Raw genomic sequence first — 12,665 nt, forward strand, 5'->3', positions numbered from 1 at the left:
TGCGATAAAAAGCAAGCGTTACTCGGTTTTAAGCGGGTGCGGATCCGATCCGGCGATAGTCTCGGGACCATGGCACGACGTGGTTCGTACGCGAAAGGGATCGCGAAGCGGGAGGAGATCCTGCGCACCGCCCTGTCCGTGATCGCCCGGGAGGGCTACCACGGCGCCTCGGTGAAGGAGCTCGCCGAGGCCGTCGGGCTGAGCCAGGCGGGCCTGCTGCACTACTTCGACAGCAAGGACGAGCTGTTCGTCGAGATCCTGCGCACCCGCGATGAGGTCGACCTGGCCGGCCATGCGGAAGCGGTGGAGGCCGCCGACCTCGACGACCTCCGCGAGGGGTACCTCGACATCGTGCGGCACAACGCCCGCGTGCCGGGGCTCGTCGAGCTGTTCACCCGCCTCGCCGCCGATGCCGCGGACCCCGAGCATCCGTCCCGCGCCTTCTTCGAGGAGCGGAGCACGGCGTTGCGCGACCGCTGGGCCGGGACCATCGCCGAGGCCCAGGCCGCAGGGCGGATCCGCCCAGGACTGGACCCCGCGCTCGCGGCCCGGCTGCTGCAGGCGGTGTCCGACGGGGCCCAGATGCAGCTGCTGGTCGAGCCCGGGCTCGACATGACGACCCTCATCGACGCGCTCTTCGACCTCATGCAGGCAACCGGATCCGAGACCCCCCGGGGCCGTTGAGCGAGCGCCGAGCGCCAGCGAGGAGCGAGACGAAACGTCGCACCCTCGCGAGAGCACCGCGTTTCGTCTCGCTCGCTTCGCGTGCTCGCTCAACGACCCCGAAGGGGGCACCCGGCCGGCGGCGCGGCTGCGCGGTGATCTCGCCGGTGAGCGCGTTTCGTCTCGCGCGGCCTTCGGCCGTGCTCGCTCAACGACCGGGGGTGAGCAGGGGCCGCACCGAGGCGTAGGCGTCGCGCTGCTCGTGGGAGGGCGTGTCGAACACGCGGGCGATCCCGTCGCGGTCGTGGCGCGTCCACCCCGGATCCCCGTTCGCGATGAACGCGACCGCGGCCCCGTGCAGCTCGTCGGCGAGCGCCTGCGGCGGATTCGGGCCGGCCAGCGGCACCATCGCAGGGCCGTCCAGGCAGTCGAAGAAGAACGGCACGTCGAGGCAGTGCTCGGCGAACCCGAAGGTGCCGGACGGCCACGAGAACCGGTACACCCAGGTGGGCGCGGCACCGCGGTCGGCGACGATGCGCAGGATCGCGACCCGGAACATCCTGTCGGTCAGCACGCGTCCGGCGAGGGGCGCCTTGCCCTTCGCCACCACATCGGCGTTCGCGGCGAGGTAGCGCTTGCGCGCCTCCTTCGGCACGCCGAGCTTGCCGAGCAGCAGGCCCGTCGGCACCCAGCGCAGCTTCTTCTCCGCGCCGGCCATCGCCATGGTGAACTCGTCGTCCGTCGCGCCGAGCACGAGGGGCTTGTCGGATCCGACTCCGGCGCGGAACGACTCGGGCGTCGGGCGCAGGATGAGGTCGCCGTCGACGGACGGGCCGAGCGGCAGCCCGTTCTCGACGACGTCGCTCATGTCGCCGCCGTCGAACGCGGTGAGCTTCTTCTGCACCTCGAGGATCCGCTCCTCGCTCAGCGCGCCGAGGCCCTCCCGGGTCGGGGCGACGCCGAGCTCGGCGGCCAGACGGCGGCCGAACTCCTCCGATCGCGCGGCCGACACGTCCGCGAGCGCGCCGGAGATCGCGTAGACGCCGTGGAAGAGATGCTGCGCCGTCTCCATGCCGAGCAGGGTCATCACCGCGCCGCCGCCGGCGGACTGCCCGGCGATCGTGACCCGGGCGGGGTCGCCGCCGAATGCGCCGATGTTGCGCTGCACCCACTCGAGGGCCAGCAGCCAGTCGCGCACGCCGCGGTTCGACGGGGCGTCCTCGATCCAGCCGAAGCCGTCGAAGCCGAGGCGGTACGAGAGGGTCACGGTCACGACGCCGTCACGGTTGAAGTTGCGCCCGTCATACCAGGGGCTGGCCGGGGATCCGGCGAAGTAGCCGCCGCCATGGATGTAGACGAGCACGGGCATGCCCGCGCCGTCGGCGTCGCCGCCGGCCGGGATCGTCGGCGTGTAGACGTTCACGGTGAGCGTGGAATCGCCCTCCACGCTCGGCTCGGGGATGAGCGTCACCCCGGGGTCGCCGCGCTGCGCCGTCGCGCCGAACGCCGCGGCGTCGAAGACGCCCTCCCACGGCGTCTTGGGCACCGGGGCCGCGAAGCGGAGCTCGCCGACGGGCGCCTCCGCGAAGGGGATCCCGAGGAACGCCGCGGAGCGCAGGTTTCCGCGGGCGCCGGATCCGGGCGGGGTGGTGTCGCGCCAGCGTCCGCGGACGACGCCTTCCGCGATCCGCACCTCGGGCTGTGCGAGTGCGGCGTCCGCCGTCGCGGGCGAGGTTTGGGTGTTCTCCATGGGAGTTCCTTTCATGCAGGACGGTGGCTCCCCGCGGCGGACCGGATCCGATCCGGCCGCGGGGAGGGCGGGCTTCTATCTCACGGACTTGATCGGCGCGATGGCGACGGCGCCGAGGACGGCGAACACGATCGCGAAGACGAACAGCACCGGATAGCCGCCGAGGGATCCGATGATGACCGCGGCGATCGGCGCGCTCAGCGCCTGCGGGATGTTGGTCGCGACGTTGAGGATGCCGAGGTCCTTACCCGCCGAGGTGCCCTCGTTCGGCAGCACCTCCGTCATGAGAGCGGCATCCACCGACATGTAGAGACCGAAGCCGACGCCGTTGACGATGCTCATGATGATCATGCCGGTCATGCTCGGCATGATCAGCGGGAAGGCGAGCCCCACGGCCATCACGACCGTGGCGACGTAGATGAACACCTTGCGGCGTCCCACCTTGTCGCTCCACCAGCCGGAGAGCGCGATGGCGATCAGCGTGGGGACGAACGCCACGAGCGTCAGGGTCATCACGGCGCCCTGGGCCTGCTGCAGCGGCAGCCTGATGTAGTCGGTCAGGATGTACAGCTGATACGCCGAGACGACGAAGTAGCCGAGGATCAGCAGGAAGCGGCCGGTGAACGCCCAGAAGAAGTCGGGGTGCTTGCGGGGGTTGATCCAGAAGCCCCGGAAGAACGCGCCCCAGCGGAACGGCTCGACCTCCGCGTGCTTCGAGGACCAGTCCTTGTTGACCACCGCGAAGAGGACGGTGACCACGATCACCGCGATGCCGAAGACCGAGTAGCCGAGCCCCAGCTGCCCTCCGAGACCGACCGCGAGCATCACTCCGACCGTCATGCCGAGCTGCGTGCCGAGACCGATCATGGCGCTCGCTCCGCCGCGCTTCGCCCGCGGGAACCGGTCGGCGGTGATGGTCGTGAGCGGAGCCTGAAGGAAGTTCAGCGCGACCTGGATCACCACCCAGAACACGGTGATCCACATCAGGTCGGCGAGCGACCCCATGCCGAGCAGCAGGACGCCGCCCACCAGCGCGCCGAGCACCATCCACGGCACGCGTCGTCCGAACCGCGAACGGGTGCGGTCGCTGAGGGCACCCGCGATCGGCTGCGCGAACAGGGTGAAGACGAAGGAGGTCGTGGTGACGATCGCGAGGTTGGCGACCTTGTGCTTCTCATCGAGCAGCAGGATCTGCGTGGGCAGCAGGATCGCGATGAGTCCGCCATAGGTGGCGAACAGGGTCATCGAGGCGATGAGCAGGCTGGGCAGCAGCCGCTTGGTCGCCGGCGGGCTTGCGGCCGGCTCCCCCGCGGCGGGAGCGGCGGCCCGGATGAGACCGGTCGGGGCGATCTCCGCGGCGGGATCGGGAGGGGTGATGGTCATGGGATGGCTCCTCGTCGAGCGGATCGGGGCGGATCCAAATCCCGAACAAAGTTTGGGATTGGGATCCGACTCGTATTGTGACATCGAAACCTGAACGCTGCAAGGGTTTGGGCCCATAAGCCGATGGCCGTTCGCGTTTCGGGACGGACGGATATCCTGACTCCATGGCGAAACGGGGGGCGTACGCGAAAGGCGTCGTGAAGCGCGAGGAGATCCTCGAGGCCGCGCTCGAGATCGTCGGCCGGCTCGGCTACCGCAACGCGTCGGTCCGTGAGATCGCCGACGCGGTGGGCCTCAGCCCGGCGGGCCTGCTGCACTACTTCGGCACCAAGGAGCAGCTCTTCGTCGAGATCCTGCGCGCCCGCGATCTGCGCGACACCGAGGGCGACGACGATCGCGACTTCGTCGAGGCCTTCCTCGCCGTCGTGCGGCACAACCCCGAGGTGCCGGGTCTCGTGCAGCTCTACACCCAGGTGCAGGCCGAGGTCGCCGACCCCGACCACCCTGCGCGCGCCTTCTTCCTCGAGCGCACCGAGCGCGTGCACGCGGCCGCCCGCTCCGCGTTCCTCGAGGCGCAGGCACAGGGGCGCATCCGTGCCGACCTGGATCCGGAGTGGATCATCCGCGCCGGGCACGCGCTCGCCGACGGGCTGCAGAACGCCTGGATGCTGGATCCGACCATCGACATGGCCGCCGACGTCGAGCAGTTCTTCGCCCTGCTGAAGCCCTGAGCCGGGCAGGTCGAGTCCGGTCGTCCTCGCACCCCGTTCCGAACTCCGTCGATCCGGGTGCGCGGAGGCTCGCGGTGGACGAGGCCGGCCGGATCGACGGAGTTCGACACCGGAGACCGCCGGATACGCTGATCCGATGACCGCCGACGCGCCCCTCGCCCAGACCGACGCCGGGACCGTCCGCGGATTCTGGCGGGGCGGTCCTGGCACATCGGGCGCCTCGGCCGCCTTCCTCGGGATCCCGTTCGCCGCGGCCCCCGTCGGCGAGCGGCGCTTCGCCGCGCCGCAGCCGCCCGAGCCCTGGCCCGGCGTGCGCGACGCGACGGCCTTCGGGCCCACCGCCCAGCGCGGCGACAAGGGCGAGACCCTCATCCCCGAGCCGAGCATCCCCGGCGCCGCGACGCTCAACGTCAACGTCTTCACCCCGGCGCTCGACGGCGCGCTGCCGGTCATGGTGTGGATCCACGGCGGCGGCTACGTCGACGGCTCCCCGGCGAGCCCCTGGTACGACGGCGCCGCCTTCAACCGCGACGGCGTGGTGACCGTGTCTCTCTCGTACCGACTGGGCTTCGACGGCTTCGGGCTGATGGACGGCGCCCCCGCCAACCGCGGGGTGCTGGACTGGATCGCAGGCCTGGAGTGGGTGCAGCGCAACATCGCGGCCTTCGGCGGGGATCCGTCGCGCGTGACGATCGCCGGGCAGTCGGCCGGCGGCGGGGCCGTGCTCACCCTCCTCGGGCTGGAGCGCGCGCAGCACCTGTTCCACGCGGCGATGGCCTTCTCCCCCGCGCTCGCCGACATCGCCCCGGATCTGGCATCGCGGCGCACCAGGGCGCTGGGCGTGCTGCTCGGCTGCGCGCCCGACGCCGACGGCTTCCGCACCGTACCCGAGCGCACCCTGCAGCGCGCGCAGCCGAAGGCGGCCCTGCTCGGCGCGACCCGGCTCAAGGCCCTGCTCGCCCCGCTCGCCGAGGGCCTGCCCTGGGGCCCCGTGATCGACGGCGACATCCTCCCGCGCCCCGCTGTCGAGGCGCTGAAGGCAGGGATCGGCGCCGGCAAGCCGCTGCTGCTCGGCGCGACGGACGACGAGTTCACGATGACCCTGGACCGGGCCCCCGGCGTGCTGCGGTTCGTGCCGGCGGCCTTCGCACTGGCCCTGCTCAGCCGGGATCGCCGCGTGCGCCGCGCCTACCTCGCCGCGAACCGGGAGCAGCGCCGCCGCGGCACTCCCGCGCTGCTCGGCCGGTTCGTGACGGACCGGGTGTTCCGCTCGCTCGTGGTGCGGGCCGCCCAGGCCAGGGGCGACGCCCCCACCTGGGCCTACCGCTTCGCCTGGGTCTCCCCCGCGAAGGGCTGGTCGTGCCACTGCCTCGACGTGCCGTTCTGGTTCGACGTGCTCGACGACCCGTTCGTGGAGCGCCTGGCCGGCCCCACCCCGCCGCAGCACCTCGCGACCGAGATGCATGCCGTCGCGACGCGGTTCGTCGAGGACGGCGACCCGGGCTGGCCGCAGTGGCGCACGGATCCGGGGCTCTCCCGCGTCTTCGGCGGCGGTCCGGCCGAGCCCGCACTGTCGGCCACCGCCTACGACGGCGCGCTGCCGCTGGCGTGAGCCGGACCCCTCGGGTTCGTCTCACGCACAATTCAGGCTGAAAGCCGCCGTCGCGGTCTCCATCCGGCACCGCGGGCCGTCCATCGGCATTCCAACCTGAATTGCGAGCCGACGAACACGACGAACCCGCCGTCCAGGGAGCGGACGGCGGGTCCGAGTCTCAGCGAGGCCCGAGCGGGCCGGATCCGATCAGGCGATCGGGTCCAGCAACGGGATCTCGTAGCGGTGCGGCGTGCCGAAGCGGTGCGCCGTGACCGAGACCGCCTGCTCGCGCAGGAAGGTCAGGATCTCGACGCGGCCGGCGGCGACCACCGGGTTCGCGTACAGCGCGAGGCTCGGCGAGCCGTTCACGGCAGCCGCGGTCTCGGCCGCGGTGGCGCCGATGAGCCGCACGCGGCCGTCGCGCGCGGCGAGGCGCTGGGCGTGCGCGGCCCAGGAGCTCGCGTCCTCGGTGGCGACCGTGACGTCCTGCGTGCCGAGCCAGGTGGCCACGGCGCCGGGCAGCGGAGCGAGCGTCGAGACCGTGACGCGGGCGCGGGCACGGCGACCGGCGGCGACCACGCGGATCAGTTCGGCGATCCGCGAACCCTCGAAGCGCACCGTGACCGGCACGGCCTGGTAGCGCAGCGCGTTCTGCTCGGTCACGAGGCCGGTGGCGTCGCGCACCACGCCGAACTCGTCGGCCCAGGCGTCGATGTCGGTGGCCAGCGCGCCGCGCAGCCACGCGATGTCGGCGTCCGCGTCGCCGGCGGCGGCGAGCGCGCCCACGGCACCGGTCGCGAGCGCATCGAGCTCGCACGTCGATGCGACGGGGGCGTCGGTCCACTCCGAGAGGCCGACGAGGTAGTTCGGGCCCCCAGCCTTGGATCCGGCACCGACGGCGGCCTTCTTCCAGCCGCCGAACGGCTGACGCTGCACGATCGCGCCGGTGGTGCCACGGTTGACGTAGACGTTCCCGGCCTGGATGGCGGCGAGCCACGTCTGGATCTCGTCCTCGTCCAGGGAGTGCAGGCCCGAGGTGAGTCCGTAGTCGATGTCGTTGACGATGTCGATCGCCTCGTCGAGGGAGCCGGCGGTCATGATGCCGAGCACCGGGCCGAAGTACTCGACGCGGTGGAACTCGGATCCGCGCTTCACGCCGTCGCGGATGCCGGGGCGCCAGAGCTGGCCGGCGTCGTCGAGCTTCTCGGGCTTCAGCAGCCAGCTCTCGCCCGCGTGCAGCGTGGTGAGCGCGCCGAGCAGCTTCCCCTCGGCCGGGCCGATGAGCGGGCCGATGCGGTTCGAGCCGTCCTCCGGCGAGCCCACGTCGTAGGCGCGGACCGCGTCGACGAGCTGGCGGCGGAACCGCTCCGACTTCGCGGCGGATCCGACGAGCACGACGAGCGATGCCGCGGAGCACTTCTGCCCCGCGTGACCGAACGCGGCGTACGCGACGTCCTTCGCGGCGAGGTCGAGGTCGGCCGACGGCGTCACGATGATCGCGTTCTTGCCGCTGGTCTCGGCGAGCAGCGGCAGGTCCTGACGGAAGCCGCGGAACAGCTCGGCCGTCTCGTAGCCGCCGGTGAGGATGACACGGCCGACGGCCGGGTCGCTCACGAGCTTCGTGCCGAGGTCGCGCCCGTCGAGCTGCACGTACTGCAGCACCTCGCGCGGCACGCCGGCCTCCCACAGCGCCTCGACCATGACCGCGCCGGAGCGGCGGGCCTGACGGGCGGGCTTGATGATGACCGGGGATCCGGTCGCCAGGGCGGAGAGGGTGGATCCGGCCGGGATCGCGACCGGGAAGTTCCACGGCGGGGTGACGACCGTCAGGCCCACGGGCTGCATGGTCGCGCCGTCGACGTCGGCGAGCTTCTTGGCGCTCTCCGCGTAGTAGTGCGCGAAGTCGATCGCCTCGGAGACCTCGGGGTCGCCCTGCTCGATGACCTTGCCGGCCTCGGATCCCATGACCTCCAGCAGGTCGGCGCGGCGCGCTTCGAGCACGTCGCCGGCCTTGTGCAGGATCGCGGCGCGTCCCTCGGCGCCGAGCGCACGCCAGGCCTCGCCCGCGGCGACCGCGGTCGCGATCGCGGCGTCGACCTGCTCGGCGGTCGCGAGGGTGTTCGCCGCCACGGTCGCGTTGCCGAGCTCGGAGCGCGCCATGCGCGCGCGGATCGCGTCGCCCCAGGCGCGGTTCGCCGCGAGAGACGGGTCGGTGTCGGGGGCGTTCAGGAAGCCGTCGGTGAGACCGGGGGCGGCCGGCGCGGTGCGGTCCTGGACGCGGTTCGTGCCGGGCACCTCGGTCGGCACCGCGCGCACGGAGGCGAGGAAGCGCTCCTTCTCACGCTCGAAGAGCTTCGGGTCCGCGTCGAGGTCGAAGACTGCCGACATGAAGTTCTCCTGCGACGCCCCCTCCTCCAGGCGGCGGATGAGGTACGCGATCGCCACGTCGAACTCGTCCGGGTGCACGACCGGCGTGTAGAGCAGCAGGGATCCGACCGTGCGCTTGACGACCTGCGCCTGAGCCGAGGCCATGCCGAGCAGCATCTCGAACTCGATGCCCTCGGTCACGCCGCGTTTCGAGGCCAGCAGCCACGCCAGGGCGATGTCGAAGAGGTTGTGGCCCGCGACGCCGATCCGCAGGTTGGCCACGTGCTCGGGGCGCAGCGCGTACTCCAGCACGGCCTTGTACGAGGCGTCGGACTGCTGCTTGGTCGACCAGGTGGCGAGCGGCCAGCCGTGCGACTCGGCATCGACGGTCTCCATGGGCAGGTTGGCGCCCTTGACGACCCGCACCTTGATCGGCGCCCCGCCGTCGGCCACGCGCTTCGCCGCCCACTCCTGCAGGCGGATCATGGCGCCGAGGGCGTCGGGCAGGTAGGCCTGCAGCACGATGCCCGCCTCGAGGGTCTTGAACTCGGGGCGGTCGAGGATGTCCGTGAAGACCGCGATCGTGAGGTCGAGATCCTTGAACTCCTCCATGTCGAGGTTGATGAACTTCGCGGATCCGTCTGGCATGCCCTTCAGAGCGATCCGGTAGAGCGGTAGGAGCGCCTCGGCGGCGTCGGCCACGGCGGCGTCGAACGCCCACGGGCTGTGCGGGGCGACGGTCGAGGACACCTTGATCGAGACGTAGTCGACGTCGTCGCGCTCGAGCAGACGGCGGGTGCCCTCCAGGCGGCGCGCTGCCTCCTCGCGGCCGAGGATCGCCTCGCCGAGCAGGTTGATGTTGAGCTTCACGCCCTGGGTGTCGCGGATGTGCGCGATGGCCTTGCCGAGCTTCTCGTCGCGGGCGTCGACGATGAGGTGGCGCACCATCTGGCGCAGCACGGTGCGGGCGGCGGGCACGACGATGCCGGGGACCATGCCGGCGGCGAATCCGCCGAGACCGATCGCGCCCTTCATCGGGGCGGGCAGGAAGCCGGGGGTCAGCGGGACGAGCTCGGTGAGCTTGGCGGCGGCGACCTTGAGATCCTCCGGGCGCACGACGCCGTCGACGAAGCCCACCGTGAAGTCGAGGCCGTTGGGGTCGCGCAGCACGCCGGCGAGACGCTGACCGGCCGCATCGACGGGCACCTCGCGGCTCTCCACGAGCCACTTCCTGACGAGGGCGACGGCGTCGTCGGCGAGGGCGGAGAGATCGTCGATGCCGGCTGCGGTGCCGACGGGGCTTTCGTTCGCGGTCATGGTTCCTCGTGGGTTCGGTGCCGTGGCGTGGGTTCGGTGCCGTGGCGGGGGTTCGGTGCCGTGGCGGGGGTTCGGTGCCCTGGCGGGGGATTCGGTGCCCTGGCGGGGGATTCGGTGCCGTGGCGGGGGTTCGGTGCCGTGGCGGTGGGTTCGGTGCTGTGGCGGGGGGTTCGGTGCCGTGGCGGGGGTTCGGTGCCGTGGCGGGGTGTCGCGCACGCGCGCAGGTCGATCGCGCACGCGCGCGGGGCTGCTCCCAGCATGGATCCGATCTCTCTGCAGGAAAAGCGATCATTCGCGCCGGATATCATTCGGTTCTAACGAATGATTTGCCCGCACTGCCCGCGAGACCGAACTTCCGTTCCGAGACCGCCGATCTCCCCGTCGGTCTCGTGACGCAGGTTCGGTTTCGCGGACGATCATCGGGCGCAACGGCGCCGCGGAGACGCGCGCGGAAGGGGACCGCCATGTTCGAACTGCGGAGGCTGCGGCTGCTGCACGAGTTCGCGCTGCGCGGCACGATCGCCGAGGTCGCGCACTCACTCGCGTACAGCCCGTCCACGGTCTCGCAGCAGCTCGCCCTGTTGGAGCGGGAGGCGGGCGTCCCCCTGCTCGAACCGGACGGACGGCGGATCAGGCTGACCGCCGAGGGCCGGGTCCTCGCCGCGCACGCCGCCCGCGCGCTCGAGCTCGACGAGCAGGCCCGGCAGCTGCTCGCCCAGGTGCCCGCGGAGGCCGTCCGGATCAGCGCCATGCCGACCGCCGCCGAGACGATCGTGCCCGCCGCGCTCACCGCCGTCGCCGCGACGCACCCGCATCTACGCGTCGAGATGACCGAGGCGCCGCCCGAGGAGGGCCTGTTCGAGCTGACCGCGCGCCGCTTCGACCTCGTCATCGCGGAGCAGTACCCGGGTCACACCCGGGAGCGTCACGCCGGCAACGTGCACGAGCTGATCGGCGAGGATCCGATCCGGCTCGTGCTCCCGCCTGGCGAGGACCCCCTCCCCCTCGCGCTGCTGCGAGACCGGCCCTGGGTCATGGAGCCGGTCGGATCCGCCGCGCGGCAATGGGCGGTGCAGCAGTGCCGTGCGGCCGGGTTCGAGCCCGACGTGCGCTTCGAGGCGGCCGACCTGACCGCGCACGTGCGGCTCATCGAAGCCGGGCACGCGGTCGGGATGCTGCCCGACCTGATCTGGGGCGATGTCCCGCCGCCGGTGGTGCTGACCGACCTTCCCGGATCCCCCGTGCGCGAGGTGTTCACCGCGGTGCGCGAGTCGACACGCGGGTCCGAGGCGATCGCGGCCGTCCACGCCGCCCTGGCCGGCGCGTTCGCCCAGCACCGCCCCCGTCGCTGACCCCGCCGGGACGGGCGCCGGGTCGGTCGGGACGCCCGGACGGGTCGGGGCGCCGGTTCGGGGCGCGACTCCGACGCTGGGTCGGGGCGCCGGGTCGGGGCGCGGCGCGCGCGATTCAGCGCGCGGCGGGTCGTGGCGCGGCTCCAATACCGGGTCGACGCGCGCCGCGGGTCCGGGTCGCTCCCCCGCGAGCGAGCCGCTCAGCCGCGCGCGCAGTCCGAGCCGGGGACCCAAACCCTGCACCGTGCGACGATCCGCACACCCTGTGACGATCGGCACAGATCCGGTCCGCATCCGTGTGCCGATCGTCGCACGGTGTGCCGATCGTCGCACGGTGTGCCGATCGTGACAGCGCGCGCAGCCCCGCGGCGTCCCGCGAGCGGGCCGCTCAGCCTTCGCGCACCGTCGCGTGCGGGATCCGCTGGCGCATCACGCGCACCGCCTCCGCGCTCACGTCGACGAGCAGGGCGTCGCGGCCGAGCGCCGCGGCGACGGCGCCCGCGGTGCCGGATCCCGCGAACAGGTCCAGCACCCGATCGCCGGGCCGGCTGGACGCCTGCACGATGCGGCGCAGGATCCCCTCCGGCTTCTGCGTGGGGTAGCCGGTCTTCTCCCGCCCCGTGGTCGGCACGATCGTGTGCCACCACACGTCGGTGGGGAGCTTGCCGCGTTCGCGTTTGGCGGCGCTGACCAGGCTCGGCGCCATGTACGGCTCGCGCTCGATGTCGTCGACGTTGAACACGTGCGCACCCGGGGTCTTCACGTAGACGAGGATCGTGTCGTGCTTGGTGGGCCAGCGCGTGCGCGGCTTGGCTCCGTAGTCGTAGGCCCAGATGATCTCGTTCAGGAAGCAGTCCCGACCGAACACGGCGTCGAGCATGACCTTTGCGTAGTGCGCCTCGCGGTAGTCGAGGTGCAGGTACAGCGTGCCGTCGTCGGCGAGCAGCCGCCAGGCCTCCTCGAGCCGCGGCATGAGGAAGTCGCCATAGTCGTCGAAGCGGTCGTCGTAGGCGTGCAGCAGCTCGCGCACGCGCTCGTAGCGGTGCCCGTGGAAGCCGTGGTTCACCTCACGCCCCGGTACAGAACGCAGGAGATCCGGTGTGTCGTCGGTGTTCGTCCCGCGTAATTCCGCGGGTCCAGGATCGCCGGCATCCGGCATCTCCTGCGTTGTGCCAGCCGGACGGTCGGCACGACGGCTCGAGACGGCGTGCCGCTCCTGCGTGCGGCCGGTGTTGAACGGCGGATCCAGGTAGATCAGCGTGAACGCGGAGTCCGGAAGGGTGCGGGCGACGTCGAGCGCCTCCCCGTGCACGATCTCGACGGCCCCCGGCGCGACCCCGGGCGACCCCGGCGACCCGGGCGACCCCGGCGCGGGCTCGACGGCCCCCGGCCCCGGCGCGGCGCCCGGCGACCCGGGCGACCCCGGCGCGGGCTCGACGGCCCCCGGCGCCGGCGCGGCACCGCGCGACCCAGGCGCGGCCTCGGCCCCGGGCGCCTCGACCTGCTCG

8 protein-coding genes are annotated in these 12,665 nt (G+C 72.3%); 4 read left to right on the top strand and 4 right to left on the bottom strand.

What is annotated here, in order from left to right:
* The first annotated feature begins 69 nt into the window (after positions 1-69).
* Positions 70-684, top strand: coding sequence for a TetR/AcrR family transcriptional regulator (locus WFJ17_RS00455; protein WP_336647363.1), 615 nt, complete (start codon positions 70-72; stop codon positions 682-684).
* A gap of 187 nt (positions 685-871) precedes the next feature.
* On the opposite strand, the gene WFJ17_RS00460 is transcribed toward WFJ17_RS00455, so the two are convergent.
* Together WFJ17_RS00460 and WFJ17_RS00465 are read right to left on the bottom strand one after the other, a co-directional pair.
* The gene (locus WFJ17_RS00460; protein WP_336647364.1) at positions 872-2,413 is read right to left on the bottom strand and encodes a carboxylesterase/lipase family protein; all 1,542 of its coding nucleotides are present in this window, start codon (positions 2,411-2,413) and stop codon (positions 872-874) included.
* A 75-nt stretch (positions 2,414-2,488) separates the two neighbouring features.
* Positions 2,489-3,796 carry an MFS transporter gene (locus WFJ17_RS00465; protein ID WP_336647365.1) on the bottom strand — a complete coding sequence of 436 codons (1,308 nt, stop codon included), beginning with the start codon at positions 3,794-3,796 and terminating at the stop codon, positions 2,489-2,491.
* A gap of 164 nt (positions 3,797-3,960) precedes the next feature.
* On the opposite strand from WFJ17_RS00465, the gene WFJ17_RS00470 reads away from it, so the two are divergent.
* Positions 3,961-4,527, top strand: a complete 567-nt coding sequence (locus WFJ17_RS00470; RefSeq protein ID WP_251447997.1) for a TetR/AcrR family transcriptional regulator — start codon at positions 3,961-3,963, stop codon at positions 4,525-4,527.
* A gap of 136 nt (positions 4,528-4,663) precedes the next feature.
* Positions 4,664-6,139, top strand: a complete 1,476-nt coding sequence (locus WFJ17_RS00475; protein ID WP_251447999.1) for a carboxylesterase/lipase family protein — start codon at positions 4,664-4,666, stop codon at positions 6,137-6,139.
* Between the two features lie 189 nt (positions 6,140-6,328).
* On the opposite strand, the gene WFJ17_RS00480 is transcribed toward WFJ17_RS00475, so the two are convergent.
* Positions 6,329-9,805 carry a bifunctional proline dehydrogenase/L-glutamate gamma-semialdehyde dehydrogenase gene (locus tag WFJ17_RS00480; RefSeq protein ID WP_336647366.1) on the bottom strand — a complete coding sequence of 1,159 codons (3,477 nt, stop codon included), beginning with the start codon at positions 9,803-9,805 and terminating at the stop codon, positions 6,329-6,331.
* A 464-nt stretch (positions 9,806-10,269) separates the two neighbouring features.
* Here WFJ17_RS00480 and WFJ17_RS00485 point away from each other — a divergent pair, with 464 nt between their 5' ends.
* On the top strand, positions 10,270-11,157 hold the full coding sequence (locus WFJ17_RS00485) for a LysR family transcriptional regulator (protein WP_336647367.1): 888 nt from the start codon (positions 10,270-10,272) through the stop codon (positions 11,155-11,157).
* A 388-nt stretch (positions 11,158-11,545) separates the two neighbouring features.
* On the opposite strand, the gene WFJ17_RS00490 is transcribed toward WFJ17_RS00485, so the two are convergent.
* Entirely contained in the window at positions 11,546-12,472 is a 927-nt protein-coding gene (locus tag WFJ17_RS00490) for a DNA-methyltransferase (protein WP_251444335.1), read from the bottom strand.
* Positions 12,473-12,665: the final 193 nt, after the last annotated feature.

Origin of the sequence: Microbacterium sp. MMO-10 (assembly GCF_037148715.1) — a bacterium.
Taxonomy (GTDB): domain Bacteria; phylum Actinomycetota; class Actinomycetes; order Actinomycetales; family Microbacteriaceae; genus Microbacterium.

Excerpts from the sequence above, each read along its gene's own strand:
- WFJ17_RS00485 (WP_336647367.1), top strand. The coding sequence starts at position 10,270 with ATGTTCGAACTGCGGAGGCTGCGGCTGCTGCACGAGTTCGCGCTGCGC.
- WFJ17_RS00465 (WP_336647365.1), bottom strand. The coding sequence starts at position 3,796 with ATGACCATCACCCCTCCCGATCCCGCCGCGGAGATCGCCCCGACCGGT.
- WFJ17_RS00460 (WP_336647364.1), bottom strand. The coding sequence starts at position 2,413 with ATGGAGAACACCCAAACCTCGCCCGCGACGGCGGACGCCGCACTCGCA.
- WFJ17_RS00470 (WP_251447997.1), top strand. The coding sequence starts at position 3,961 with ATGGCGAAACGGGGGGCGTACGCGAAAGGCGTCGTGAAGCGCGAGGAG.
- WFJ17_RS00480 (WP_336647366.1), bottom strand. The coding sequence starts at position 9,805 with ATGACCGCGAACGAAAGCCCCGTCGGCACCGCAGCCGGCATCGACGAT.
- WFJ17_RS00455 (WP_336647363.1), top strand. The coding sequence starts at position 70 with ATGGCACGACGTGGTTCGTACGCGAAAGGGATCGCGAAGCGGGAGGAG.
- WFJ17_RS00475 (WP_251447999.1), top strand. The coding sequence starts at position 4,664 with ATGACCGCCGACGCGCCCCTCGCCCAGACCGACGCCGGGACCGTCCGC.